The sequence below is a fragment of the Streptomyces sp. NPDC093089 genome (assembly GCF_044754405.1).
Taxonomy (GTDB): domain Bacteria; phylum Actinomycetota; class Actinomycetes; order Streptomycetales; family Streptomycetaceae; genus Streptomyces.
Genome location: NZ_JBIVPA010000001.1, coordinates 715,292 through 740,386, shown reverse-complemented (window position 1 = coordinate 740,386; position 25,095 = coordinate 715,292). Strand labels below are relative to the sequence as shown.

The window sequence follows — 25,095 nt, the reverse complement described above, 5'->3', positions numbered from 1 at the left end:
GGGCCCTTCCGGCGGTTCCGACTCTATCAGATCCTTTCGGCGTCTGATTCCCAGTCAGCGGGGTTTGTCTTTCCGGCTGTTGGGCCGTTCCGACGTCTCAAACTCTAGCGGATTTCCCCGACGGCTCATAATCGAGCTATTCGAAATGAATTTCGGCACGCCGAAATTCATCCCGGTGGGGAGATCGTGCGGAGTAAGAGGTGCCGCATCTGCGGCGGGAGTGGTTGTCGAAGAACCGTTCCGGCTCGGTGACAACTCGGAGAACACTACGCATCCGGTAGGGGCGTGTCAATCCCTGCCTGGAGGGTCAGTCGAGGTCCTTCAGGCGGCCGCCGGCGTCGGGCTGGGTGAGCTCCACGCGGCGGAGGAGGCGGATGAGGACCTCGCCGAGGACGCCCCGCTCCTCGGTGGTGAGGTCCTGGAGGAGGTCCTCCTCGAAGGCGGTGGCCATGCGCATGGCCTCCAGCCACTTCGTACGGCCCTCGTCGGTGAGCTCGACGATCACGCGGACGCGGTTGTTCTCGTCGCGGTCGCGGGTGACCAGTCCTTCTCCCGCCATGCGGTCGATGCGGTGGGTCATCGCGGCCGGGGTGAGGCCGAGGCGCTTGGCGAGCTCGCCGGGGCCGAGCCGGTAGGGCTCGCCGGCGAGGACCAGGGTCTTGAGGACCTCCCACTCGGCGTTGCTGATGCCGAGGTCCGAGAGCTGGCGGCCGTACGCCACGTTCATGCGGCGGTTCAGGCGGCCGAGGGCGGAGACGACCTTCTCGACCTGGGGGTCGAGGTCGCGGAACTCGCGCTGATAGGCGGCGATCTGCTCGTCGAGGCTCGGCTCCTGGGGGGCCTGCTGACCGGACCGCTCGGTGGTGTCGGACATGCGGCGAGTATCCCACGGGCCTCGTTGGCGTTGAAGTCCTTCATTGTGTACTGTTGAGATGTTAACTTTAGTGTTGAAGTCTTCAAGGTTCAGGGCTACACCTCTGAACCTGCGACCGAAGTGGGTGAGTGTGACCAAGGCGAGGGGCGCGGCGATGCGCCGGATTCAGGCAGGCAGCGCGCTGAGCGCGTTCGGACTCGGCTTCACGGTGCCGTACCTCTATGTGTACGTCGCTCAGGTGCGGGATCTGGGCGCGGCGACGGCGGGCATCGTCCTGGCGGTCTTCGCCATGGCCGCACTGGTGGTGCTGCCCTTCAGTGGGCGGGCCATCGACCGGCGCGGGCCGGTGCCGGTGCTCCTGGTGGCCTCGGTGGTCGCTGCCGTGGGTGCGGTGGCGATGGGTTTCGCGTCGAGCGTGCCGGCGGCCGTGGGCGCGGCGGCGCTGCTCGGCGCCGGTACGGCGGTGCTGCAGCCGGCCCTCGCGACGATGATCGTCTGGTGCTCGACGCCGGTCGGCCGGACCCGGGCCTTCGCCATGCAGTTCTTCCTGCAGAACCTGGGGCTCGGTGTCGGTGGTCTGATCGGCGGTCTGCTGGTCGACACGAGCCGCCCCGGCAGCTTCATCCTGCTGTTCTCGATCGAGGCGGCGATGTTCCTGGTCCTGGCGGCGGTCGTGGGGACCGTGCGCATGCCCGGTTCGCCCGCGATGCGGGACGCGCGTCCTTCCGAGGGCGGCAAGGGCGGCGGTGTGCGGGCGCTGCTCGGGCACAAGGCGATGGTGCAGCTGTGCGTCCTCGGCTTCGTCCTCTTCTTCGCCTGCTACGGGCAGTTCGAGTCGGGTCTCGCCGCGTACGGCACGGAGGCCGCCGGCATCCAGCCGTCGGCGCTCGGGTTGGCACTGGCCGCGAACACGGCGGTGATCGTGGTCGCGCAGTTCCTGGTGCTGAAGTTCGTGGAGCGCCGGAAGCGGACCCGGGTGATCGCGGCCGTCGGTCTGATCTGGACCGTGGCGTGGCTGATCGCCGGGTACGCGGGTCTCGGGAACGGCAGCCAGGCGATGGCGACGGCGGCGTTCGTCTCGACGTACGCGCTGTTCGGGCTCGGTGAGGCGATGCTGTCGCCGACCGTGGCGCCGCTGGTGGCCGATCTGGCGCCGGAGTCGATGGTCGGGCAGTACAACTCGGCGTTCGCGCTGGTCAAGCAGCTGGCGCTGGCCGTGGGTCCGGCCGTGGGCGGGCCCATGGGGGCCGCGCTGCACGGGCCGTACATCGTGACGTTCGTGCTCTTCTCGCTGGGCATCACGTTCCTGGCGGTACGGCTCGGTCGGCAGCTGACGCCCGAGCAGAACCAGCCGTCGCTCGCCGGCAGGCCGTCGAAGGTCGTGGCGCGGCACCAGCCGGAGCGCAAGGTCGAGGCGGCCGCTTAGTCAGAGGTCAGAGCGCGTTCTCCCCGGCCACGCGGTCGGGGAGGGCGAACTCGCACCAGACCGCTTTGCCGCCGCCCGGTGTGCGGCGGCTTCCCCAGGACGAGGCGATCGTCGCGATGATGGAGATCCCGCGACCCGCCTCGTCCTCCGTTTCCGCCCTGCGGCGGCGCGGGAGGTGGTCGTCGCCGTCGGTGACCTCGATGATCAGGCGGCGGTCGGTGCGGCGCAGCCGCAGCCGCATGGGCGGGGTGCCGTGCTGGAGGGAGTTCGCGACGAGCTCGCTGGTGGCGAGGACGCCCAGGTCGCGGAGTTCGACCGGGAAGCGCCAGCTCGACAGGACGCCGGAGGCGAAGGCACGCGCGCGGGGCGCGGCCTCCACGCCGCCGAGGAGTTCCAGGGCCGCGTTGTGGAAGAGCTCGGCGTCCGCTCCGGCGCGGGAGGGGTGCTGGACGACGAGGACGGCCACGTCGTCGTCGTGGTCGGCGGTGACGCCGAGGGAGCGCAGGAGCCGGTCGCAGACGACCTGCGGGCTGCCGCTGGCGCCGGAGAGGGCGCGGGCCAGGGCGGCGACGCCCTCGTCGATGTCCTCGCGGCGGCGCTCGACGAGGCCGTCGGTGTAGAGGACGGCGGTGGAGCCGGGCGGCAGGGCGATGGAGCCGGAGGCGTGCAGCCAGCCGCCGGTGCCGAGCGGCGGTCCGGTGGGGTCCTCGGCGCGGCGGACGGTGCCGTCCTCGTCGCGGACGAGGATCGGGAGGTGGCCGGCGGAGGCGTAGACGAGCTTGCCCTCGCTGGGGTCGTGGATCGCGTAGACGCAGGTGGCGATCTGGCTGGCGTCGATCTCGGCGGCGAGGCCGTCGAGGAGCTGGAGCACCTCGTGCGGGGGCAGGTCCAGGCGCGCGTAGGCCCGGACGGCGGTGCGGAGCTGGCCCATGACGGCGGCGGCGCGGACGCCGCGGCCCATGACGTCGCCGATGACGAGTGCGGTGCGGCCGGCTCCGAGGGTGATCACGTCGTACCAGTCGCCGCCGACGGCCGCGTCGGTGCCGCCGGGCTGGTAGGTGGCGGCGATGCGCAGGTCGTCGGGCTGTTCCAGTTCCTGGGGGAGCAGGGAGCGCTGGAGGGTGACGGCGGTCTCCCGGTGGCGGCGCTCGCTGGCCCGGAGCCGCTCGGCGGCCTCGGCGTGGTCGGTGACGTCGGCGGCGTGGACGAGGACGCCGCCGCCGTCGACGCGGGGGCTGTCCACGGGCAGGCAGGTGACCGTGTAGGACCCGCCGTCGTGGGTGCGGCGCGACTTGACCGTGCGGGGCTTGCCGCTGCGCAGTACCTGGTCCATGAGCGGGAGCAGGCCGAGTTCCTCGGCCTCGGGGCAGGTGTCGGCGACGGTCGCGCCGGCGGGGCGCGGGCCGAACGCGGCGGCGTAGGCGTCGTTCACGTACGCGATGCGGTGCTCCGGGCCGTACGCGAGTGCGACCAGGCCGGGGAGTCGGCCGAGGAGTTCCCGTACGGAGAAGTCCTCGAGGGCGGGGACGTCGGCGGCCTCGGGGGTGCCGGCGAGCTGCTCCAGCTGCTGCCCGTACTCACCGCGGGCTGCGGGCACGGAGCCTTCGGTCCCCCGCGCCGCGCGGCGCTGTGTACCGGGGAGCCGGGCGCTCCAACGGGTGAAGTTCACGGATCTGTATGCCTCGTGGTGTCGGTGCCGTGCAGAGTCACGCTGTGCAGGTGTGAGCCCACCTATGGTCACACGTCCAGTGTGGACGAGTGCACTGACAGTGATGTCAGGACGACGGCTTGTCGCCGGGGTCGGGGGGTGGGGAGGCGGCGATTTCGAATTCGGCGCGAGGGTGTTCGAGCGAGCCGAGGGAGACGATCTCCCGTTTGAACAGGCCGGACAGGGTCCATTCGGCGAGGACCCGGGCCTTGCGGTTGAAGGTGGGCACCCGGCTGAGGTGGTAGGCGCGGTGCATGAACCAGGCCGGATATCCCTTGAGCTTGCGTCCGTACACGTGCGCGACCCCCTGGTGGAGGCCGAGCGAGGCGACGGAGCCGACGTACGCGTGCGCGTACCGCTTGAGCGGCTGCCCGCGCAGGGAGGCGGCGATGTTCTCGGCGAGGACCCTGGCCTGGCGGACGGCGTGCTGGGCGTTGGGCGCGCATTCCTTGCCGGGTTCCGGTGAGGTCACGTCGGGGACGGCCGCGGCGTCGCCGGCGGCCCAGGCGTGGGCGACGCCGTCGACGGCGAGTTCGGCGGTGCAGCGGAGCCGGCCGCGTTCGTTCAGCGGCAGGTCGGTGGCGGCGAGGACCGGCGCGGGCTTCACGCCGGCCGTCCAGACGACGGTGCGGGTGGGCAGCCGGGTGCCGTCGCTGAGGACGGCGACCCGGTCCTCGCAGGAGTCGAGGCGGGTCTGCAGGCGTACGTCGATGTTGCGGCCGCGCAGCTCGCGGACGGCGTACCGGCCCATCTCCTCGCCGACCTCGGGGAGGATCCGGTCCGAGGCCTCGACGAGGACCCAGCGCAGGTCCTCCGGCTTCAGGTTGTGGTAGTACCGCGCGGTGTAGCGGGCCATGTCCTCCAGCTCGGCGAGCGCCTCCACGCCCGCGTAGCCGCCGCCGACGAAGACGAAGGTGAGGGCGGCGTCGCGGATCGCGGGGTCGCGGGTGGAGGAGGCGATGTCCATCTGCTCGATGACGTGGTTGCGCAGGCCGATGGCCTCCTCGACGGTCTTGAAGCCGATGCCGTGGTCGGCGAGGCCGGGGACCGGGAGGGTGCGGGAGACGGAGCCGGGCGCGATGACCAGCTCGTCGTAGGCGAGCTCGGTCGCGCCGGTGCCCTCCTCCTCGGTGGCGAGGGTGGCGAGGGTCGCGGTCCGCTTGGCGTGGTCGACGGCCCTGACCTCGCCGATGACGATCCGGCAGCGGTCGAGGACCCGGCGGAGCGGCACGACGACGTGGCGCGGGGAGATGGAGCCGGCGGCCGCCTCGGGCAGGAACGGCTGGTACGTCATGTACGGCTCGGGGGTGACCACCACGATCTCGGCGGCGCCGGCTCTGAGCTCCGCCCTGAGCTGCCGCTGAAGGCGCAGCGCGGTGTACATGCCGACGTAGCCACCGCCGACCACGAGAATGCGCGCAGGTTCGGTCACTGTCCCATGACGCACCCCCGTCCGTGGTTTGTCCACAGGCTCGGCAAATTGTGTGACCGGAGGGGTACGGAGGCGCGGGGTGGCGCGTGACGGGAGTGCGGAGGTATCGGCGCAGGTCACGGCAGGTGGAGAAGGGCGGAAAGGGGGTCGGAATCGGGAGTCTTCCGGGCCTTGCTCCGATCGGGGGGCGCACCGTACGGAACTTCCCCTTCTGAATTGACCCCGACTCAACTATGTTCGTACTTCGTCGGGGTGTCGGATCGGAGCGCGTGGACCTGAGCGCTGATCGACCGGTAGCCCCGTTTCAGGGCGGGGAGTCTCCGGGGGGAGACATCATGAGCGGGGGAACGCTTATGCAGATTCAGGATTCGCGATGGCCGACGGGCGCCGGGACGGCGATCGTCGAGGACGGCCACGGTGCGGGGGGCGCTGCCCCCGAGCCGCGCAACGGAACGATGGTGCCCGGCGGCAGGTCCGCGCCGCTGCGGGTGGACGCCCAGCGCAATCTGGAGCACGTCCTGCGCGCCGCGCGCGAGGTGTTCGGCGAGCTCGGCTACGGCGCTCCGATGGAGGACGTGGCACGCCGCGCCCGGGTCGGGGTCGGCACGGTCTACCGCCGCTTCCCCAGCAAGGACGTGCTGGTGCGGCGGATAGCCGAGGAGGAGACCTCCCGGCTGACCGAGCAGGCGCGGGCCGCGCTGGGCCAGGAGGAGGAGCCGTGGTCGGCGCTCTCCCGGTTCCTGCGGACCTCGGTCGCCTCGGGCGCGGGCCGTCTCCTGCCGCCGCAGGTGCTGCGGGTCGGCGTGGACGAGCCCACGGTGCTGCCCGTCGCGGACGACGGTGGCGACGCGGCCCGGGTGCCGTACCAGCGGGGTCTCGCCGAGCAGGCCGACGCCCGCGTGGTCGCGCCGCGTGCCGTGCCGGCGGAGGAGCGGGACGACGCGGGGGCGGCAGAGCTGCTCGAGGTCGTCGGCCGGCTCGTCGACCGGGCCCGTGAGGCGGGTGAGCTGCGGACGGACGTGACCGTGGCGGACGTCCTCCTCGTGATAGCGACGGCCGCCCCGGCCCTGCCGGACGCGGTCCAGCAGGCGGCGGCCTCGGCGCGGCTCCTCGACATCCTGCTGGAGGGCCTCCGGTCCCGGTAGGTCCCGCGGTCCTCTCCTACGGCCGTCGGGCGGACGGCTGTTCCGTGGTCCGGGCGGACCAACGAGCATGACACGAACGTGTGAGCGGTTACGCCCGGATCCCGGAAGTCTGCCCGGACGAGTGGTAAGTGGACGCGGCGCTTCGGCGTGCCCGCGCGCTGTGGCAGTCTTGGCCGGTATTCGGGTCTGGGCGTGCGTACGGGGGCTTCCGCGATGAGCGGTGACGGTCGGGACGAACCGCTGGGCGACGGCGGTGGCACGGAGCCCGGGGGGCCGCTCCCGCGGCAGGTGCCGAGCCAGGGCGGACCCGGAGGTCTCTCCGGAGCGGCCGGCACGACGGGCGGATCCGGCACAGGCGGATCCACCACGGCCGGCGCTCCGAGCGTGCCGGGTCAGGGCGGTGAGACGGCCCCGCCGGGACCTCACGAGCAGCTCGACCCGAGCGTGCCGCAGCAGCGGGAGGGCAAGTCCTCCGGTGCGGCGGGCGTGGTGGCCGGCGGATTCGCCGACCGCGCGGCGGCGGCAGCGGCCGGAGCCGGGTACCGCGACGCGTCCGGGACCTCACCCGACGCGCCCGACGCCGCTCCCGACGGGTTTCACGACACCTGTCCCGACGCGCCCGACGCCGCTCCCGGCACGTCTGCCGACACCTTTCCCGACCCGTCCGACGACGCCGCTCCCGGTGCCGAGGGCGAGGGCGACTCCGAGGGCGTGCTGCCGCCGCCGCTCCCGCTGCCGCCGTCCGACTCCGAGCTCGTCCAGCTCATGCGGGACGGCGACGGCTCCGCGTACGAGGAGCTGTTCCGCCGCCACTCCGACGCCGTGCGGCGGTACGCGAGGACCTGCTGCCGGGACGCGCACACCGCCGACGACCTGACGGCCGAGGTGTTCGCCCGCACCCTGCAGGCCGTGCGGGGCGGGGCCGGGCCCGAACAGGCCGTGCGCGCCTACCTCATGACCACCGTCCGCCGGGTCGCGGCGAACTGGGCGAGGACCCAGAAACGCGAGCACCTCGTCGAGGACTTCGCCGTCTTCGCGGCCGAGGCCGCCCGCTCCTCCGAGGTCTCCGACCAGGACACGATGGACCTCGGCGCCGACGTCCGCGCCATGCACGAGGCAGAGCAGTCGCTCGCCATGCAGGCCTTCCGGTCGCTGCCCGAGCGCTGGCAGGCCGTGCTGTGGCACACCACCGTCGAGGAGGAGTCGCCGAGCGACGTCGCCCCGCTCTTCGGGCTCACCGCCAACGCCACGGCCGTCCTCGCCAGCCGGGCCCGCGAGGGCCTCAAGCAGGCCTACCTCCAGGCCCACGTCAGCCAGTCGCTGACCGCGGGCGGCGACTGCGCCCGCTACGCGGACCGGCTCGGCGCCTACGCCCGCGGCGGGCTGCGGATGCGGGCCGAGCGGGGCCTGCGCAAGCACCTGGAGGAGTGCGCCAAGTGCCGGCTCGCCGCCGGTGAACTCGCGCACGTCAACGCCGGGATCCCCGCGCTGCTCCCGGTCGCCGTCATCGGCTGGTTCGCCGCCGGGTACTCCCTCAAGGCGGCCGGGATCGTCGCCGGTGGCACCGCCGCCGCGGGAGCGGGCGCGGCGGCCGCCGCCTCCGGCTCCTCGGGCGGCGCGGCCTCCGGCGGGGCCGCCGCCGAGGGCCTCGGCGCGCCCGCGAAGGCCGGCATCGCCGCGGCCGTAGCGGTCGCCGCGGCCGCCGGCCTCGTCTGGGCGATGGCCGGGGACCCGCAGCCGGTGGCCGCGCCCCAGCCCGCGCCGTCGGTCGTCACGCCGATCGTGCCGCCGCAGCCCGCGCCGCCGCCGAAGCCGACGCCCGAGCCCGTACCGCCGCCCCCGCCCGTACGGTCCGAGCCGCCGGCGCCGAAGCCGACGCCCGCGGAGCCCTCCCCCGAGCCGACGCCGCCGCCGAAGCCCGCGCCGAAGCCGAAGCCGACGCCCAGCCCGAAGGCGAAGCCGACCCCGCCGCCCGCGAAGCCCGCACCGAAGCCCGAGCCCAAGCCGGCGCCGCCCGCGGCGCCGGCCGTCTACCGGGTCGACGAGCTGCAGTACGGGATCTTCGGCGACGGCACCGAGCCCGAGGTGTCCCTATCGGACAGCAGCTGGATGTGGCAGCGGCGCAGCCTCTTCATCGGGGGCACCCCGTACGCGCACGGGGTCAGCGTCCACGCGCCGTCCTCGCTGCTCGTCACCCTCAACCGGCGGTGCACGAGCTACGACGCGGTCGTCGGCATCGACGACCTGAGCGCTCAGCTCGGCGTCGGCGGCGTCCGCTTCTCCGTCTACGGCGACGACGAGCGGCTCTGGCGCTCCGACGTCGTGCGGGCCGGCGACCCGCCGCTTCCGGTGCACGTCGATATCAGCGGCCGCAGCACGATCCGACTCGTCGTCGAGGAGCACACGCCGTTCGGGCGGGCCGCCGTCGCCGACTGGGCGGATTCCCGGATCAGCTGCTCCTGAGCCCGTCGGGTCGGGCGGCCCCCGGGCCCGTACGGGTACCGACGAGGTCCAGGACCGCGTCGACGTCGAGACCCTCGCCGACCGCGCGGGCGGCGGCGAGGCCGGACTCGCCGAGCGCGGCAAGGCCCTTCGCGGCCACCGTCTCGGCGTCCCGGGCCTGGGGCACCGAGCGGGGTATGTCCAGGCGCCAGACGTCGACGGCGGCCAGGACGGTCGCGGCGAGGGCCGGTTCGCCCACCTCGGCCAGGATGAGCGCGAGCCCCTCGCCGAGCGCCGCGTACACGAGGTTCGCGCACTGGCCGTCCCGGGCGGCGCGCAGCGCGGACACGGCGTGGGCCACGGCCTCGGCGCTCCTGCCCTCGCGCGCCTCGACCAGGGCGGTGAGGCCCGTGACCGCGGCCGAGAAGTGCGGCGGCGGGGTCCCCGCGGCCACCAGCCGGCCGGCTTCCTCCAGGAGGACGCGGGCCGTCGGGACGTCGCCCTCGTGGAGCGCGATGGCGGCGCGCAGGAAGCCGACGAACGTCCGGGTGTCGTGCACGTGGTAGCGCTCGGCCTCCGCCTCGGCCTCCGCGAGGCCCTTCTTCGCGGCCTCCATGTCGCCCTGGTGGTAGAAGAGCTCGGCGAGGCGGGCGAGGAGGAAGGGGCTCTCGGCGTGGGCGCCGACCTCGCGGGCGAGCCCGAGGGCCTCCTCGTACGCCGCTCCGGCCTCCTCGTGCCGGCCGCGCATCATGTGGGCCTCGGCCGCCGCGCTCGCGGTCTGCGCCCCCATCCACCGGTCGCCGACCCGGCGCGCCAGGACGCGGAGCTCGGCCAGGTCGTCGTCGACGCCGGGCAGGTCGCCGGGCATGTCGACGACCATGTGCGTACGGAACATCAGGGTGACGCCGATCTCCCAGTCGCCGCCGTGGCGGCGGCAGTTGTCGACGGCGGCGTCCAGCAGGGCGCGGATCGTGGCCGGTTCCTCGGTGAGGTACGCGGTGAACGGCCAGAGCAGACCGGGGAAGCGGGCGGCTTCGGGGCCCGGGTTCGCGCCGAACGCGGCACGCACCCGCCGCACCACGTCCGAGAGCTCGGGGTCGTCGCGGAACTCGCTGGCGACGTGGTTCTCGACGGCGAGGAAGAAGTACAGCATCCGCAGGTGCATGCGCGGCCAGTACCGGGGATCGGCCGGATCCTCCGGGTCCTCGCCCAGCGCGAGCGCGCGCTCGGCCCAGGCCAGCCCCTCGGGGCGGTAGTTGCGCAGCCACCAGAACCAGCCCATGGCGAAGACCAGCCGGTGCGCGGCGGCCTCGTCCGGGGCCGTGAGGAGGGTGCGGTGCAGGGCGGCGCGGATGTTGTCGAGGTCGCGCTCGATCCGCTCGATCCACGGCAGCTGCTCCCCGGAGCGCAGCCGGGGTTCGGCGGTCTCGGCGAGCGCCGTGAAGTGGGCGGTGTGGACGGCCTCGGCCGCGGCGCGGAGGCCGGGGGTCTCGGCGGCGCGTTCGGAGGCGTACTCGTGGATGGTCTCCAGGAGGCGGTAGCGCATCTCGCCGCCGTCGACGGGGGTGGCGACCACGAGGGACTTGTCGACCAGGGCGCCCAGCGCGTCGGCGGCGCGCGGGGAGAGTGCCTCGGCGGCGGCCAGGTCCCAGCCGCCGGCGAAGACCGAGACCTGGCGGAGCAGGGTGCGCTCGTCCGGGTCGAGCAGGTCCCAGGACCAGTCGACGACGGCCCGCAGGGTCTGCTGGCGGGGCAGGACCGTGCGGGAGCCGGAGGTGAGGAGGCGGAACCGGTCGTCGAGGCGGTCGGCGATCTGGCGCGGGGTGAGCAGCCGGAGGCGGGCGGCGGCCAGTTCGATGGCGAGCGGCAGGCCGTCGAGGCGGCGGCAGATCTCGTCGACCGCGCCGCCGTCCCCGGTGGGGTCGAAGGACGGGCGCACGGCCCGGGCGCGTTCGGCGAACAGCCGGTGGGCCGGGTCGGGCGGCAGCGGCTCGACGGGGCGGACCGACTCGCCGGGGACGCCGAGGGGTTCGCGGCTGGTGGCGAGGATCCGGAGCTGCGGGCAGTGCGTGAGCAGGGTCTCGGCGAGGGCGGCGGCCGCGTCGATCACGTGCTCGCAGTTGTCGAGGACGAGGAGGAAGGGGCGGCGGGCCAGGTGCTCGACGAGGTGGGCGGCCGGGTCGTCCTGGAGCGGCGCTCCGTCGCGGGTGATCAGGTTGACCTCCCGGAGCCGGAGCGCGGAGAGGACCGCGCCGGGCAGGGCCTCCGGGTCGTCCAGCGGGGCCAGCTCGGCGATCCAGGCCTCCGGTCCGACGGCCCGCAGCGCGGCCTCCTCGGCGAGCCGCGTCTTGCCCGAGCCGCCGGGGCCGGTGAGCGTGACGAGCCGGGAGCGGCCCAGGTCCGCGTCGAGGGCGGCGAGTTCGGGCTCGCGGCCGACGAAGGAGGTGAGCCGGGGGCGGATGTTGCCGCGCGCGGGGTCGGCGGCGGCCTGAGGCGGGGTGGTGGCCTGCGGCGGAGTGTCGGTCCGCTGCGGGGTGGTGGCCTGCTGCGGGGTAGTGGCCTGCTGCGGGGTGATGGCGTGGGGTGGGGTGATGGCGTGGGGTGGGGCGGTTGCGGCGGCCCGCGGCGGAGCGGGCGCGGTGGCGTGGGGCGCCCCGGGCGTGTCCGCCGCGGTGGCGGTCGGCGGGGCGGGCGTGGGCGCTCCGGCCGGAGGGGCTCCGGTGAGGAGTTCCCGGTGGAGCGCGGCGAGTTCGGGGCCGGGGTCGGTGCCGAGGCCGTCGGCGAGGGTGCGGCGGGCCGACTCGTACGCGGTGAGGGCGTCGGCGTGGCGGCCCTCGGCCCGCAGGGCGCGGACGAGGTGGGCGTGGAAGGTCTCGTCGTACGGGTACGTGGTGGTCAGCTCGGACAGTTCCGGTACGAGCCCGTCGGTGGCGCCCCGGCGCAGGTCGGCCTCGACGCGCCGGCGCAGGGCCGCGAGCCGCTGGGCCTCGGGGCGGACGCCCGCCGGGTCGGGGAGGTCGGCGAGGGCGGGACCCCGGAAGAGCCCGAGGGCCTCCCGGAGGAGGGCCGCGGCGGCCTCGGGGTCGCCGGCGTCGAGGTGCGCGCCCGCGTCCCTGACCCGGTCCTCGAAGACGTACAGGTCGATGTCGGCGGGGGCGGCGACGAGCCGGTAGCCGGGGCCGGGGGTCGAGGCGACGGCCTCCCTGCCGATGACCCGGCGGAGGCGGCCGACGAGGGCCTGGAGGGCGGCAAGGGTGTCGAGCGGCGGGTCGTCGCCGTACACGTCGTCGGCGAGCTCGGTGGCGGACGCGGCCCGGCCGCCGCGCAGCGCCAGCGCCGCGAGGAGCGCGCGCAGGCGGGCGCCGCCCAGGGGGAGGGGGGTGCCGTCGGGCCGGAGGGCCTCGGTGGTGCCGAGGATGAGATACCGCACCGGCTCATTGTGGCCGGTGGAGGGGGGGTGCGCCTCGGGGTTTGCCCGGGCGTGGCACTCAGAAGGCGCTGGTGTCCAGGTCGAAGCCGAGCGGGTGGGGAAGCGGGACGCTTGCCCCCAGCTTGTGGATGGACTTGTGGGCGTAGTCGTCGCCGACGGGCTCGGAGCAGACGACGGCCTCGCCGGCCTCGCGGTCGATGAGGAGGTACAGGGGGATGGCCGCGCGTGCGTAGGCCCGGATCTTCTGGACGCGGTCGCGGCTCGCGGTGGAGGCGGAGGTCACCTCGGCGACGAGGAGGACGGCGTCGGGGGAGTGCCACTCCTGCTGGTCGTCGAAGCTGCCCTTGGGGGCGATGACGAGGTCGGGGATGACCCGGACGGTGTCGGCGGTGGCGCCGGGCAGGCCGAGACCGATCCCGGTGTAGCGGCCCACCCTCTTGTCATGGTCTCGGACCTGCCCGTTCAGCTCCGAGACGATCTCCTCGTGCTCGCCGTTGGCCGGAGGCACCACGTAGATCTCCCCTTCGATCAGCTCCACGCACCAGCCCTTGGGGGCGATGGCGCTGAACAGCTCGAAGGTCTCCTCGGGACTCGCACCCTCACGGTCGGGCATGCCCTGGGGGGACACGTCGTCCGGAACCGGCACGGGCATCGCCATGCTGGGCCTCCTTCGCTCGATGCGACGTTCTCAGCCTAGGACGGGGAGCCCGACCGGGTCCGGAACGCGTTCACTCGAACGAGCGTGCTGGGACGTTTCACCTGCCCGCTGGGGCTCACGCCGGAAGCGACCGCGACGCCGGGATCAGGGGGCCCTGGACCGCGCGGTGGGCGCGGGGCTCGCCGGCGTTGGTCCAGCAGGAGCCGCGGCGGGAGAGGAGGCGGCGGAGCCAGAGCTCGGTGGAGACGAGGTCGGCGAGGCCGTCGAGGGGGACGGGGGCGCCGTCGGCGGCGGCACGGAGGGCCTCGCGGACGGTACGGGCGTCGACGAGGCCGGCGTCGGCGAGCAGCGGGGCGTCGAAGAGGGCGAGGAGCTGGGGCAGCGCGACGCGCAGGCCCGCGCGGGCGGCGGCCGCGGGGACGCCGGGGTGCGGGGCGCCCCAGCCCGGGGGCAGGTCGTGGACGCCGGCGCCGGACAGGACGGTGCGCAGGACGCCGGCGCGGGCGTCCGGTTGGACCCGGAGCGATTCGGGGAGCGCACGGCAGGCGCGGACGACCTGGTTGTCGAGGAAGGGGGCGTGCAGTCGCTGGCCGCGGATCTCCGCGGCCTGCTCCAGGACGCGGTGGTCGGCCGCGGCGCGGACGAGGGCGGCACGCGCGCGTGCCTCGCCCGGGCGCTGGACGGCGGCGGGGAGCGTCGCCGCGCGGTTCAGGCGAACCGATACCTCCGCCAGCGCCTCCCCCGTCAGCCAGCGGGCCGCGGGCCCCGGCCGCGACCAGGCGAGCGCGGACAGCGAGGCCTCCAGGGGGCCGAAGCCGTCCGGGGCCGTGCGGTTCGCCTCCAGGACGCACCGGGCCGCCGTCTCCAGACCCGTCCGGTACGGGGTGCGGGCCAGCTTCCGCGCCGCCCGGTAGACGGTCAGCGGCACCAGGAACGACCCGGCGGACGGGCCCGATGCCTTGGCGAGCGCCGTCACGGGACGCACCAGGGAGCGGCGCCTGCGGTCCATCAGGAGGTCGGCGAGGCGGGCCGGGTGCGCGTCCAGGACCTGCTTGGCGCCCATGCCCGTGAAGTGGTCGGCGCTGCCGCCCGCGAGCCGCCGCCGGTGCCGTTCGGCCGTGACGAGCGCGGGCCCCGGCTCGTCGGTGAGCGGCCCGTCCAGGGCGGCGTACGGCAGCGCCTCCTCGCCCGCCGCGACGACGACGTGGTGCAGGCGCGGGTCGGCCGCGAGCTCCCGCGCCCGTTTCAGCTCGGCCTCGCGGCTCGCACCCGCGCGCGTGGCCAGGTCGTTGAAGGTGACGGCGAGCAGCCGCTCCCCCGCGCCCGTGCCCTGCCCGACGATCGTGCCGGGCACGCCGGGGAGCCCGGCCGCGAGGAGCGCGAGGGTGCCGGAGGCGCTGCCGCCGGACAGGTCGGCGCCGATGCCGGGGGCGGGCCCCGCGCCCCGGGCCGCGCGCCGGTCGGCGGGCCCCATGCCGGGGACCGGTCCGGGGTCGGGCAGCGGGACCTCGGGGGCGTGCCGGGGCGCGGTGAGCCGGGCGCGTACGGCTTCGACGAGGGCGTCCCGCACCCCTTCGACGGCCTGCCGGGCGTCGGCCTCGGGCGCCGCGACCGCGAGCGAGGCGACCTGCTCGTAGCCGACGATCTCCCGCGAGCCCTCCCGCAGGATCAGCGCGTGGCCGGGCGGGACCCGCCGGACGCCTTCGTAGGGGGTGGAGTCGCGCAGCGCCTCCGGGGTCTCGGGGCAGGCGAGGAGGGCGGCCAGGTGGCCGATGTCGAGCTGGGCCTCGACGAGGTCGGCGAGCGGCAGGGCGGCGGTGGCGAACGCGGTGCCGCCGGCCCACGGGGTGTGGAAGACGGGCCGGGCGCCCGCGAGGTCGCCGGTGACGGTGACGCGGCGGCCGGCCCTGACGACGGCCGTGTAGCTGCCGGGCCATGCGGTGAGGTGCCGCAGTGCGCCCCCGCGCGCGGTGAGCAGGCCGATCCGCAGTTCCTCGTCGCTCGCGGCGCAGCAGCCGAGGACGGCGAGGCGGGTGTGGTCGTCGACGGCCACGACGCGCACCTCGTCGGGCCGCCAGTCGCCGACCGCCCACAGCGGATCGGGTCCGCTCCACAGGAGTTGTGCGCCCACCGGCTGCACCGCGCGTGCCTCGGCCGCCCGGTCGGAGCCGTAGCCGGAGGAGGAGGGGAAGTCGGCGTCGTATCCGCCGTTCGCCGCTCCCGAGCGTGCTCCGGCGGTCGTTGCGAGGTTCGCCGCGACACTGCTCCAGCCCACCAGCCATCGCATCGGCGCCTCCACATCCGTTTCGGTGGGAGACATGCTGCCACGACAACGGCGCACGGGGCGGGGTCCGGGTGCACGCGTACGAAAGCCGAATGCGCCCCTGGCATGGGCCGGTTGGGCGCCGACGGCACACCGGCGTCATTCGGCCAAATATCGACCGTGCCCGGTGGGTTTGGAACGCGACCGGGCGGTCTCTCGTCCCCCGGGCGTCCGGCAGCCCGGGAGGCGCTCCCGCCTCCCGGTGCCGTCCGCCGCCCGCGGGGAATGGGGCGGCGGTGTCCCCCAGCCCACTGGTCCGGGACACCGTTCCCGGCCGAGCGGGCCGACCCACGCGCTACTCATGGAAGCGGCCGCCCGTCGGCCGGACGAGAGCGCACGGCCGGGCGCACGGCCACACGGCGGGAGCACGAGCCGGCCCCGCGGCCCCGCCGGCGACCGGTCACACAACAATCTCGCCATACGGAACACCGCCCCTTAACGGTAGGGATGCGGCGAACTACGCTGTGTTTACGAATGCCGCACGCCTATGCCCGGCGTCGTGGCGGCCGTCTGGGTGGTCGAGGGGTGGCGTCATGTCCAGGGAGCAACGCGGGCCGAACGAAAAGCTCGGCACGGTTCTCGCCCTCGCGGGAATCAGCAACGCCGGGCTCGCCCGGCGCGTCAACGACCTCGGTGCGCAGCGGGGACTGACGCTTCGTTACGACAAGACCTCGGTCGCCCGGTGGGTGTCGAAGGGCATGGTGCCGCAGGGCGCCGCCCCGCACCTGATCGCCGCCGCGATCGGGCAGAAGCTCGGCAGGCCCGTGCCGCTGCACGAGATCGGGCTCGCGGACGCGGACCCGGCGCCCGAGGTCGGGCTGGCCTTCCCGCGCGACGTGGGCGAGGCGGTCCGCTCCGCCACCGACCTGTACCGGCTCGACCTGGCCGGGCGGCGGGCCGGCGGCGGCATCTGGCAGTCGCTCGCCGGGTCGTTCGCGGTCAGCGCGTACGCGACCCCGACCTCCCGGTGGCTGATCACCCCCGCCGACCCGTCGGTCGAGCGGGAGGCCCCGCGCCCGGCGGCCGGCGCCGCGGCGGCGCCGGAGCACGCGCGCGTGGGCCACAGCGACGTCGCGAAACTCCGCGAGGCCGCCGAGGACGCGCGCCGCTGGGACTCCAAGTACGGCGGCGGGGACTGGCGTTCCTCCATGGTCCCCGAGTGCTTACGGGTGGACGCGGCGCCGCTGCTGCTCGGCTCGTACTCGGACGAGGTCGGCCGGGCCCTGTTCGGCGCGACCGCCGAGCTGACCCGCCTGGCCGGCTGGATGGCCTTCGACACCGGGCAGCAGGAGGCCGCCCAGCGCTACTACATCCAGGCGCTGCGGCTCGCCCGCGCCGCCGCGGACGTGCCCCTCGGCGGGTACGTCCTCGCCTCCATGTCCCTCCAGGCCACCTACCGGGGCTTCGCCGACGAGGGCGTCGACCTCGCGCAGGCCGCCCTCGAACGCAACCGGGGCCTCGCCACCGCCCGCACCATGTCCTTCTTCCGGCTCGTCGAGGCACGCGCGCACGCCAAGGCCGGCGACGGGGTCGCCGCCGCGGGCGCGCTCAAGTCGGCCGAGGGGTGGCTGGAGCGGTCCCGGACGGGCGACGCCGACCCGACCTGGCTCGGCTTCTACTCGTACGACCGGTTCTGTGCCGACGCGGCCGAGTGCTACCGGGACCTGAAGGCGCCCCGCGAGGTGCGCCGCTTCACCGAGCAGGCGCTGTCCCGGCCCACCGAGGAGTTCGTCCGCTCGCACGGGCTGCGGCTCGTCGTCTCCGCCGTCGCCGAGCTGGAGTCGGGCAACCTCGACGCGGCCTGCGCGGCGGGCACGCTCGCGGTGGAGGTGGCGGGGCGGATCTCGTCGGCGCGGACCACGGAGTACGTTCGTGACCTGCTGCACCGGCTCGAACCGTACGGGAACGAGCCGCGCGTCGTGGAACTGCGGGAGCGGGCCAGGCCCCTCCTCGCCTCCCCGGCGTGACGAGCGTCCCACGAGGTGGGCGTTTAGCGGCGTTGTCAGTGGGCCAGTGCACTATCGGGGGTGGGAGGTGGCGCTGGTGTTTGACTGTGACGTACTGGTGATCGGCGGAGGGATCGTCGGTCTGTCGACGGCGTACGCGCTGACGCGTGCCGCTCCCGGCACCCGGGTCACGGTCCTGGAGAAGGAGCACGGCCTCGCGCGCCACCAGACCGGGCGCAACAGCGGGGTGATCCACAGCGGGATCTACTACCGGCCCGGCTCGCTGAAGGCCCGCTTCGCGGTCTCGGGCGCCGCCGAGATGGTCAAGTTCTGTGCAGAGTGGGGCATTCCGCACGAGGTGACGGGGAAGCTGATCGTCGCCACCACGCGCGACGAGCTGCCCCGGCTGCACGCGCTCGTGCAGCGCGGCCGGGAGAACGGCATCCCCGTCCGCGAGCTCGGCCCGACCCAGATCAGCGAGTACGAGCCCCGGGTCAGGGGCCTCGCCGCGATCCACGTCGGCACGACCGGCATCTGCGACTACGGCGCGGTGTCGGCCCGCCTCGCCGAGGCCTCCGAAGCCCGGATCGTCCACGGCGCCGAGGTCGTCGCGATCGACCGGCGCCCCTGGGGCGTCGCCGTCCGCACGGCGGACGGCCGGATCGTGCGGGCGCGGGTCCTCGTCAACTGCGCCGGGCTCCACTGCGACCGGATCGCGCGCCTCGCGGGCGACGACCCCGGCATGCGGATCGTCCCCTTCCGCGGGGAGTACTACGAGCTCGCCGACCCCTCGCTCGTGCGGGGCCTGGTCTACCCCGTCCCCGACCCCGCGTTCCCCTTCCTCGGCGTCCACCTCACCCGGGGCATCGACGGCGGCGTCCACATCGGGCCGAACGCGGTGCCGGCGCTCGCCCGCGAGGGATACGGCTGGTCCGTCGTCCGGCCCCGCGAACTGGCCGGCACCCTCGCCTGGCCGGGCTCCTGGTCCATCGCCCGCGCCCACTGGCGGTACGGCGCCGGCGAACTGCACCGCTCGGTCTCGAAGCGGGCCTTCACCCAGGCGGTGCGACGGCTGCTGCCGGTCGTCGAGGAGTCCGACCTGCGGCGGGCGGCGCCGGGCGTGCGGGCGCAGGCGGTGCTGCGGGACGGCACCCTCGTCGACGACTTCCTCTTCCGGGAGGAGGCGCGGACGGTCCACGTCCTGAACGCGCCCTCGCCCGCGGCGACGGCGTCCCTGCCGATCGGGCGGGAGGTCGCGGGGCGGGTGCTGGCACAGCTGTAAAGCGGGGAGCGCGGGCCCGGCCGTAGAATCGGGGCATTGTGTCTGAGCTTCCTGAGAACGTCTCGCGGCCCGTCGCCGACCCCGTCCAGCCCGTCGCACGGCGGGGCAGTCGGATGTTCGCCCCCGGTGAGGGGCCGATGCCCGATCCGGCCGGGGCGCATCACGAGCGGCGGATCCGGAGTTTCCAGCCGCGCCGCAGCCGGGTCACGTACGGCCAGGCGGAGGCGATGCTGAAGAGGTGGCCGGACTGGGGCCTCGACATCGACGGCAAGAGCGTCCTCGACCTGGGCGAGATGTTCGAGGGCCTTCCCGTGGTCCTGGAGATCGGCTTCGGCATGGGCGAGGCGACCGCGCAGATGGCGGCGGCCGACCCCGGCACGGGCATCCTGGCCGTGGACGTGCACACGCCCGGCCAGGGCAATCTGCTCGGGCTCGCGGACCGCAACGGCCTGACGAACGTGCGGGTCGCCAACGGCGACGCGATCATCCTGCTCCGCGAGATGCTCGCCACGGACTCCCTCGACGGCTGCCGGGTCTACTTCCCGGACCCGTGGCCGAAGGCCCGGCACCACAAGCGGCGGCTGATCCAGCCCGAGTTCCTCAGCCTCCTCGCGACCCGGCTCAAGCCCGGCGGCGTGCTGCACTGCGCCACCGACTGGGAGTCGTACGCCGAGCAGATGCTGGAGGTGCTCTCCGCGCACCCCGACTTCGAGAACACCCGTGAGGACGGCGGCTTCGCGCCCCGTCCCGACTTCCGGCCCGTCACGCGCTTCGAGGGCCAGGGCCTCGACAAGGGCCACGTCGTGCACGACCTGCTCTTCCGGCGGGTCCCGCGCGCGTGAGCCGGGTCCCACGCGCGTAGGCCGGTCCCGCGCGCGTGAGGCCGGTCCCGGGCCCGTACGGACGGCCGGTCCCGGGCCCGTACGGACACGCCGGTCCCGGGCCCGTACGGACACGCCGGTCCCGGGCCCGTACGGACGGCCGGTCCCGGGCACGGACACGAGTACGCCGGTCCCGGGTGTGTGACGCCGGTCCCTGGCGCGTAACCCCGTCGCCCCGTGTCGGTGGGGGTGGTTAGGGTCGCTCACGTGTCGAATCCCGCTGCCACCGACCGAATTCCCGAGGACACCGCGCCCGTCCCGCACCGGGACACGGACGAGCCGGCGTTCCCGGCCGCCGCCGACCGGTCCCAGTGGCGCTACCGGCCGCGCCGCGACTTCTGGCGCAGCCGGCTGGTCCGGGCCGTCGCCGTCGTGGTGCTGCTCGCGCTGTGCGCGCTGGTGATCCTGGCGTTGGTCCGCGAGCAGACCGGCACCCAGGGCTTCCTCGTAGGCCTGGGCCTCGCCGTGCTGCCCGTACCGCTGCTGATGGCCGCGTTCCGCTGGCTCGACCGGGTGGAGCCGGGCCCCTGGAAGAACCTGCTCTTCGCCTTCGCCTGGGGCGCCTTCGCCGCCGCGCTCGTCGCGATCCTGGCGAACTCGTTCGCGGTCCGCTGGATCGCCACGGCCACGGCCGACCCGGACTCGGCCGACAACCTCGGGGCCACCGTCATCGCGCCGGTGGTGGAGGAGAGCGCGAAGGCCGCCGCGATCCTGCTGCTCTTCCTGTTCCGCCGACGGCACTTCGGCGGCCTGGTCGACGGGGTCGTCTTCGCCGGCTTCACCGCGACCGGCTTCGCCTTCACCGAGAACATCCTCTACCTGGGGAACGCCTTCGGCGAGGACCAGGAGGTCGGCGCCACCGGCATCGGCATGGTCACCGCGGGCACGTTCTTCGTCCGGGTCGTCATGTCGCCGTTCGCCCACCCGCTCTTCACCGTGCTGACCGGCATCGGCTTCGGCTTCGCCGCCCTCGCCCCGCGCGGGAAGCGCCTCCGGCAGGTGCTGCTGCCGCTCACCGGGCTGCTGCTCGCCATGGGCCTGCACGCCGCCTGGAACGGCTCGGCCACCTTCGGCGGCCCGTGGGCCTTCTACGCGGTGTACCTGGCGCTCATGGTCCCCGCCTTCGGCCTGCTGACCTGGCTCGCGGTGTGGAGCCGGCAGCGCGAGCTGCGCACGATATCCGGCGTGCTCCCGGCGTACGCGGCGGCCGGCTGGCTCTCCCCCGCCGAGCCGCTCGCGCTCTCCTCGATGCGCGCCCGCCGGCTGGCCCGCTCCTTCGCCGGGCGGACGTACGGCCCGGAGGCCGCACGGGCCGTCGGCGAGTACGAGTCCTTCGCGACGACCCTCGCGTTCCTCCGGGACCGGGCCAGGCGCGGCACGGCCGGACCCGACTTCCCGGCCCGCGAGCAGGAGCTTCTGCACCACCTGTGGCAGCGCCGCGCGGTCGCCTCGCCGTCGCTGACGTACGCGGCGCGGGCGACGGGCCGGGTGTGGGCGCCGCCGCAGTACCTGGACTACGGCGGCTACAACCCGTACCGGAGCTAGCCGGGGGCCTGCCGGAGCGGCCCGCGCCGACCGGACACCGGACCGAGCAGGAGTCCGACGACGTCCCTCCGAGTCGGCCGGAGCCGGGCGCGGTCAGGCGGCGGACGCCTCCGTGAGCAGGGTGAGTTCGGCCTCGGTGAGCGTCAGGTCGGCGGAGGCGACCAGGGCCGGGAGCTGCTCGACCGTACGGGCCGAGGCGATCGGCGCGACGACGGTGGGCCGGGAGGCGAGCCAGGCGAGGGCGACGGTGGCGACCTCCGCCTCGTGCGCCTCGGCGACGGTGTCGAGCGCGGCGAGGACGGCCCGACCGCGGTCGGTGTCGAGGTGCCGGCCGGCGCCTGCGGCGCGGACGCTGTCGACGGTGGCGCCGGGGCGGTACTTGCCGGTGAGGAAGCCGGAGGCGAGGCCGTAGTACGGGACGGCGGCGAGGCCGCCCTGTTCGGCGGTCGCCAGGAGCGGGCCCTCGTAGGTCGCCCGGGACACCAGGTTGTACTGCGGCTGGAGGGCCACGTACCGGGTGAGTCCCTCGGCCTCGGCGAAGTCGAGGGAGGCCCGCAGCCGCTCCGGGGAGATGTTGGAGGCGGCGACGGCGCGCACCTTGCCGTCCTTCACCAGCTGGTCGAGGGCGGTGACGATCTCCTCGACGGGGACGGTCTCGTCGTCGAAGTGCGTGTAGTAGAGGTCGATGCGGTCGGTGCCGAGGCGGCGCAGCGACTCCTCCGCGGCGCCCTTGATGGTGGGCGCGGAGAGTCCCTTGAAGTGGGGGTGGGCGCCGACCTTGGTGGCGACGACGATGTCGTCGCGGTTGCCGCGGGAGGCGAGCCAGCGGCCGATGACCGTCTCGGACTCGCCGCCCTCGTTGCCCTCGACCCACGCGGAGTACATGTCCGCGGTGTCGACGAAGTTGCCGCCTGCGGCGGCGTAGGCGTCGAGGACGGCGAAGGACCGGGCCTCGTCGGCGGTCCAGCCGAAGACGTTGCCGCCCAGGGCGAACGGGAAGACGTGCAGATCGGAACTGCCCAGCGGGCGGAGGGAGGTCATGGGGTGGTCAACCCCGCCCGCCGCCGGGCCTATTCCGTGCGAGCGCCCCGGGAGGACGGTCTCAGAGGCTCAGGCCCTTGGAGCGGAGCCACTGCGCCGGGTCGATGCCGTCGCCGCCGGCGGTGTGGACCTCCATGTGGAGGTGGGCGCCGGTGACGTTGCCGGTGGCGCCGACGCGGCCGATGGTCTCGCCGGTGCCCACGGTCTGGCCGACGGAGACCGTCATGGACGAGAGGTGGCAGTACCAGACCTCGGTGCCGTCGGCGAGCTCCAGGACGATGCGGTAGCCGTAGGAGCCGGACCAGCCCGCGGACTTCACGGTGGCGCCGTGGACCGCCTTGAGCGGGGTGCCCGTGGGCGCGGCGAAGTCGAGGCCGGTGTGGTAGCCGGAGGACCACATCGAGCCGGACTGCATGTAGGAGGCGCTGAGGGTGTACGAGGAGAGGGGCAGCGAGTAGCTCGCGGCGAGCTTGGCGAGGCGCTCGGCCTCCGCCTTCGCGGCGGCTTCCGCCTCGGCCTTGGCCTTCGCCTCCGCCTCGGCCTTCGCCTTGGCATCGGCGGCCGCCTTCTCCGCGGCGGCCTCCTTGGCCGCGGCCTCGGCGGCGGCCTTCTCGGCGGCCAGCTTCTCCGCGGCGGCCTTGTCGGCGGCGTCGGCGGAGGCCTGCTGCTGTTCGGCCTGCTGGAGGATGCGGGCGCGCAGGGCCTCGCCCGCGTCGGCGCCGGTCGCGGTCCGGTCGGTCGTCTCGGTCCGCTCGTCGACCGTCGTGGTGTAGGTGGCGGCGGTGAGCGGGTTCGGGTTGGCGCGGGCCGCGCTGACGGGCTCGCTGTCCTCGCCGGGGAGGAGGTCGCCGACGCCGGGGAGGTCGTGGGCGTCCGGGAGGTCGAGGTCGGGGAGCGAGATCGCGACCGGCGGCTTCTCCTTCGCGGTGGCGAGGCCGCCCGCGCCGACGGCGGCGATCACGCCGACGCCGAGGACGGTGGAGGAGCGGGCGAAGTTGGAGCGCTGCTTGACGACCCGGTGGCGGCCGCCGGCGCGGCTCTGCGCGCGGAGGGAGTCCTCGGTGGGATTCCACTCGGTGTCCGGGGCGGCGGGACCCGCACCACCACCGAAGGCATCGAAGGGGGCTTCGGGTGCGGGGGTGTTGGACGCCACGGAGGCGCGCTCCTTTCCTTCCTTCTCGCCTACCGGGTTAGCTGACGGGTTCGGAGCAGGAAGGTCTCCTACGGGCACGGTCGCACAGGTGCGAAAGGCCCGATTCACCCCAAGTGGTGGTTCCCCGGTTCCTTTTCAGGATTCGGCGCGTGCGCACGGTGCCGCCTCTTGCGACGGCTGAAACGACCGCGCTGCGTTATCGAACGTTAATAGACAGGGGGTCCCGATTCCAAGCTGTTCCCCTTGATCATTCATTGAAATGAGAGGGAAACGCCCGAGTTGACCCCCCTTCAGAACAGGATCGCCGGAGACCATCGATCTGACGTTATGTCAATTGTTATCGCAGTGACACCTCTCGACTACACCCGGTCACCGGCGCCTGATCACCGCGTCCCGCCGCCCGTCCGCTCGCCCCCTCCGGTCATCCCGTCCCGCCCGGCGGGACCACCGGCATCGTCCGCCGCCGCTCCGGCTGCCCCGCCGCCGGCCGGCCCACCGCGAGCAGCGCCATGTCGTCCGTCGAACCGCCGCCCGTGTGGAGGCGCACGTCGTCCACGAGCGCGTCGAGCAGCTCCTCGGGCCCCGGGAAGATCCGGCCGGCGAGCCGCTCGGCCGGGTCGTAGAAGACGCCCTCCGCGTTCCGCGCCTCCGAGAGGCCGTCGGTGTAGAAGAGGAGGGTCGCGCCCGGCGGATACGGCCGCGCCTCGGCACGGTCCGGCCAGACCGCCAGGTCCCCCATGCCGAGCGGCAGCGCCGCCTCGGCCGGCTCCATGAGGTCGAGCCGCCCGTCCGCGTACAGCATCAGCGGGGGCGGGTGCCCGCGGTTCACGACCCGCACGAACCCGCCGAACGTGCCGCTGCCGTCGGCGCGCGGGATCTCGGCGAGGACCGCGGTGGTGAACCCCTCGAAGGCGTCGAGACCGTGCCGGCGGGTGCCTTCGCGGGCCAGCGCCCGTTCGAGGCGCTGCGCCACGCCCTCCAGGGTCCGCTCCTGTTCGGCCGCCTCCCGGAAGGCCCCGATGACGACGGCGACGGCCTCGACCGCGTCCATCCCCTTGCCCCGGACGTCCCCGACCACCAGCCGCACCCCGTGCGGGGTGTCCTGGACGGCGAACAGGTCGCCGCCGATGAACGCGTCCGCCTGCGCCGCCTCGTACCGCGCCGCGCACTGGAGCCCGCCGATCCGCTCGGCGGGCATCGGCAGCACCGCCTTCTGCGCGGCCTCCGCGATGACCCGCGCCGAGGCGAGCCGCTCGCCGCTGCGGCGCACGACCTTGTTGATGAGGAGGGCGAGCGCGGAGACGGTGACCACGGTCAGCGTCTCGGTGAGGGCCGGGACCTCGTCGGCGGTGCCGTTGTAGACGTGCAGCCCCACGGAGGCGACGACGGCGCTGATCCCGGTGACCAGGGTGGTGAGCAGGGAGAAGAAGGGCGCGGCGATCAGCGGGGCGGCGGAGAAGAGCGGCGCCGCCGTGTACGCGGGCGGTGTCTCCACGTCGAAGAGGACGCCGCCCATGATGATCAGCGGGGGCAGCGCCCGGATGAAGCGCCGGGCGCCGCCGTACGCGGGGCGGCCCCCGCCGCGCCGACGCCCGCCGCCCGTCACTCTCTCGGGGTGCCCCACCTGTGCTCTCCTGCCCGGTCCGCCCGGCCGCGGTCCGCACCGCGCCCTCCCAGGGTGGCCGCCGCACCCGTGAGCGGCGACTCCCGGGGGGCCGAGTGGCGTAGCCCACCCGGCCCCCTGCCCCGGCCCTTGGCCCCCTTGGCTCCCCGACCCCACGGGCCCGCGGGCCCGTCACCGAACCGGCG

16 protein-coding genes and 1 riboswitch are annotated in these 25,095 nt (G+C 74.6%); of the genes, 7 read left to right on the top strand and 9 right to left on the bottom strand.

What is annotated here, in order from left to right:
• Window positions 1–307 precede the first annotated feature (307 nt).
• Window positions 308–874 (bottom strand): MarR family winged helix-turn-helix transcriptional regulator, encoded by a 567-nt coding sequence (locus tag ACIQFX_RS03535; protein ID WP_376491083.1) that lies wholly within the window; start codon window positions 872–874, stop codon window positions 308–310.
• Between the two features lie 154 nt (window positions 875–1,028).
• Here ACIQFX_RS03535 and ACIQFX_RS03530 point away from each other — a divergent pair, with 154 nt between their 5' ends.
• Entirely contained in the window at window positions 1,029–2,300 is a 1,272-nt protein-coding gene (locus ACIQFX_RS03530; protein ID WP_402458510.1) for an MFS transporter, read from the top strand.
• 7 nt (window positions 2,301–2,307) lie between these two features.
• Here ACIQFX_RS03530 and ACIQFX_RS03525 read toward each other — a convergent pair whose 3' ends face one another.
• Both ACIQFX_RS03525 and ACIQFX_RS03520 read right to left on the bottom strand, forming a co-directional pair.
• Window positions 2,308–3,969 (bottom strand): SpoIIE family protein phosphatase, encoded by a 1,662-nt coding sequence (locus tag ACIQFX_RS03525; RefSeq protein WP_402458507.1) that lies wholly within the window; start codon window positions 3,967–3,969, stop codon window positions 2,308–2,310.
• Window positions 3,970–4,075: 106 nt separating this feature from the next.
• Window positions 4,076–5,440, bottom strand: coding sequence for an NAD(P)/FAD-dependent oxidoreductase (locus tag ACIQFX_RS03520; RefSeq protein ID WP_402458504.1), 1,365 nt, complete (start codon window positions 5,438–5,440; stop codon window positions 4,076–4,078).
• 353 nt (window positions 5,441–5,793) lie between these two features.
• Between ACIQFX_RS03520 and ACIQFX_RS03515 the strand changes: the two genes are divergently transcribed.
• On the top strand, window positions 5,794–6,585 hold the full coding sequence (locus ACIQFX_RS03515; protein WP_402458502.1) for a TetR/AcrR family transcriptional regulator: 792 nt from the start codon (window positions 5,794–5,796) through the stop codon (window positions 6,583–6,585).
• Window positions 6,586–6,798: 213 nt separating this feature from the next.
• A complete protein-coding gene (locus ACIQFX_RS03510; RefSeq protein ID WP_402458499.1) occupies window positions 6,799–9,048 on the top strand; it encodes a sigma-70 family RNA polymerase sigma factor in 2,250 nt (749 codons plus the stop codon).
• Here the strand turns inward: ACIQFX_RS03510 and ACIQFX_RS03505 are convergent.
• The 3 genes from ACIQFX_RS03505 to ACIQFX_RS03495 all read right to left on the bottom strand — a co-directional run bounded on the left by ACIQFX_RS03505 (window position 9,035) and on the right by ACIQFX_RS03495 (window position 15,402).
• Complete coding sequence (locus ACIQFX_RS03505) at window positions 9,035–12,457, bottom strand: AfsR/SARP family transcriptional regulator (protein WP_402458496.1); 3,423 nt, start codon at window positions 12,455–12,457, stop codon at window positions 9,035–9,037. The genes ACIQFX_RS03510 and ACIQFX_RS03505 overlap by 14 nt on opposite strands.
• A 58-nt stretch (window positions 12,458–12,515) precedes the next feature.
• The gene (locus tag ACIQFX_RS03500; RefSeq protein WP_402458599.1) at window positions 12,516–13,109 is read right to left on the bottom strand and encodes a Uma2 family endonuclease; all 594 of its coding nucleotides are present in this window, start codon (window positions 13,107–13,109) and stop codon (window positions 12,516–12,518) included.
• 121 nt (window positions 13,110–13,230) lie between these two features.
• The gene (locus tag ACIQFX_RS03495; protein ID WP_402458598.1) at window positions 13,231–15,402 is read right to left on the bottom strand and encodes an asparagine synthase-related protein; all 2,172 of its coding nucleotides are present in this window, start codon (window positions 15,400–15,402) and stop codon (window positions 13,231–13,233) included.
• A 569-nt stretch (window positions 15,403–15,971) separates the two neighbouring features.
• Between ACIQFX_RS03495 and ACIQFX_RS03490 the strand changes: the two genes are divergently transcribed.
• The 4 genes from ACIQFX_RS03490 (at window position 15,972) to ACIQFX_RS03475 (ending at window position 21,092) form a co-directional block, all read left to right on the top strand.
• On the top strand, window positions 15,972–17,405 hold the full coding sequence (locus ACIQFX_RS03490) for an MFS transporter (protein ID WP_402458493.1): 1,434 nt from the start codon (window positions 15,972–15,974) through the stop codon (window positions 17,403–17,405).
• 76 nt (window positions 17,406–17,481) lie between these two features.
• On the top strand, window positions 17,482–18,666 hold the full coding sequence (gene lhgO / locus ACIQFX_RS03485; RefSeq protein ID WP_402458490.1) for an L-2-hydroxyglutarate oxidase: 1,185 nt from the start codon (window positions 17,482–17,484) through the stop codon (window positions 18,664–18,666).
• Between the two features lie 113 nt (window positions 18,667–18,779).
• Window positions 18,780–19,508: a tRNA (guanosine(46)-N7)-methyltransferase TrmB gene (trmB, locus tag ACIQFX_RS03480; protein ID WP_402458596.1), complete on the top strand. Its 729-nt coding sequence runs from the start codon at window positions 18,780–18,782 to the stop codon at window positions 19,506–19,508.
• 273 nt (window positions 19,509–19,781) lie between these two features.
• Window positions 19,782–21,092 carry a PrsW family intramembrane metalloprotease gene (locus ACIQFX_RS03475; RefSeq protein ID WP_402458595.1) on the top strand — a complete coding sequence of 437 codons (1,311 nt, stop codon included), beginning with the start codon at window positions 19,782–19,784 and terminating at the stop codon, window positions 21,090–21,092.
• Between the two features lie 93 nt (window positions 21,093–21,185).
• On the opposite strand, the gene ACIQFX_RS03470 is transcribed toward ACIQFX_RS03475, so the two are convergent.
• From ACIQFX_RS03470 to ACIQFX_RS03460, 3 genes are all read right to left on the bottom strand, one after another.
• A complete protein-coding gene (locus ACIQFX_RS03470) occupies window positions 21,186–22,133 on the bottom strand; it encodes an aldo/keto reductase (protein ID WP_402458487.1) in 948 nt (315 codons plus the stop codon).
• A gap of 61 nt (window positions 22,134–22,194) precedes the next feature.
• On the bottom strand, window positions 22,195–23,286 hold the full coding sequence (locus tag ACIQFX_RS03465) for a M23 family metallopeptidase (RefSeq protein ID WP_402458485.1): 1,092 nt from the start codon (window positions 23,284–23,286) through the stop codon (window positions 22,195–22,197).
• 11 nt (window positions 23,287–23,297) lie between these two features.
• A riboswitch (cyclic di-AMP (ydaO/yuaA leader) is annotated at window positions 23,298–23,444 on the bottom strand.
• Between the two features lie 263 nt (window positions 23,445–23,707).
• Window positions 23,708–24,910: a PP2C family protein-serine/threonine phosphatase gene (locus ACIQFX_RS03460; protein ID WP_402458482.1), complete on the bottom strand. Its 1,203-nt coding sequence runs from the start codon at window positions 24,908–24,910 to the stop codon at window positions 23,708–23,710.
• Window positions 24,911–25,095 lie beyond the last annotated feature (185 nt).

Excerpts from the sequence above, each read along its gene's own strand:
- ACIQFX_RS03535 (WP_376491083.1), bottom strand. The coding sequence starts at position 874 with ATGTCCGACACCACCGAGCGGTCCGGTCAGCAGGCCCCCCAGGAGCCG.
- ACIQFX_RS03530 (WP_402458510.1), top strand. The coding sequence starts at position 1,029 with ATGCGCCGGATTCAGGCAGGCAGCGCGCTGAGCGCGTTCGGACTCGGC.
- ACIQFX_RS03515 (WP_402458502.1), top strand. The coding sequence starts at position 5,794 with ATGCAGATTCAGGATTCGCGATGGCCGACGGGCGCCGGGACGGCGATC.
- ACIQFX_RS03510 (WP_402458499.1), top strand. The coding sequence starts at position 6,799 with ATGAGCGGTGACGGTCGGGACGAACCGCTGGGCGACGGCGGTGGCACG.
- ACIQFX_RS03500 (WP_402458599.1), bottom strand. The coding sequence starts at position 13,109 with ATGCCCGTGCCGGTTCCGGACGACGTGTCCCCCCAGGGCATGCCCGAC.
- ACIQFX_RS03495 (WP_402458598.1), bottom strand. The coding sequence starts at position 15,402 with ATGCGATGGCTGGTGGGCTGGAGCAGTGTCGCGGCGAACCTCGCAACG.
- ACIQFX_RS03490 (WP_402458493.1), top strand. The coding sequence starts at position 15,972 with ATGTCCAGGGAGCAACGCGGGCCGAACGAAAAGCTCGGCACGGTTCTC.
- trmB (WP_402458596.1), top strand. The coding sequence starts at position 18,780 with ATGTTCGCCCCCGGTGAGGGGCCGATGCCCGATCCGGCCGGGGCGCAT.
- ACIQFX_RS03470 (WP_402458487.1), bottom strand. The coding sequence starts at position 22,133 with ATGACCTCCCTCCGCCCGCTGGGCAGTTCCGATCTGCACGTCTTCCCG.